The sequence below is a fragment of the Kitasatospora phosalacinea genome (assembly GCF_000716545.1).
In the GTDB taxonomy this organism is placed as follows: Bacteria; Actinomycetota; Actinomycetes; order Streptomycetales; family Streptomycetaceae; genus Kitasatospora; species Kitasatospora phosalacinea.
Map to the genome: position 1 here is coordinate 1 of NZ_JNWZ01000212.1, position 254 is coordinate 254.

Sequence of the window (254 nt, forward strand, 5' to 3'; positions counted from 1 at the left end):
CCGGCCGGCTGCAAGGCCACGCTGAGCTACTGGCTGCACATCGACACCGCCGAGACCGGCAGCACCGCGTACGACAAGCTGACCGTGACCGTCAACGGCACCACGGTCGCGACCCACTCGAACGTCAACGCGGCCACCGGCTACACCCAGAAGAGCATCGACCTGTCGGCCTACGCGGGCCAGAGCGTCACGGTGAAGTTCAACGCGGTCGAGGACTCCTCGCTGCAGACCTCCTTCGTGATCGACGACACCGC

1 pseudogene is annotated in these 254 nt (G+C 66.5%); it reads left to right on the forward strand.

The annotated features are described in order from the left end of the window. Positions 1–254, forward strand: a pseudogene (locus tag OO48_RS34190) (hypothetical protein); the annotation flags it as partial.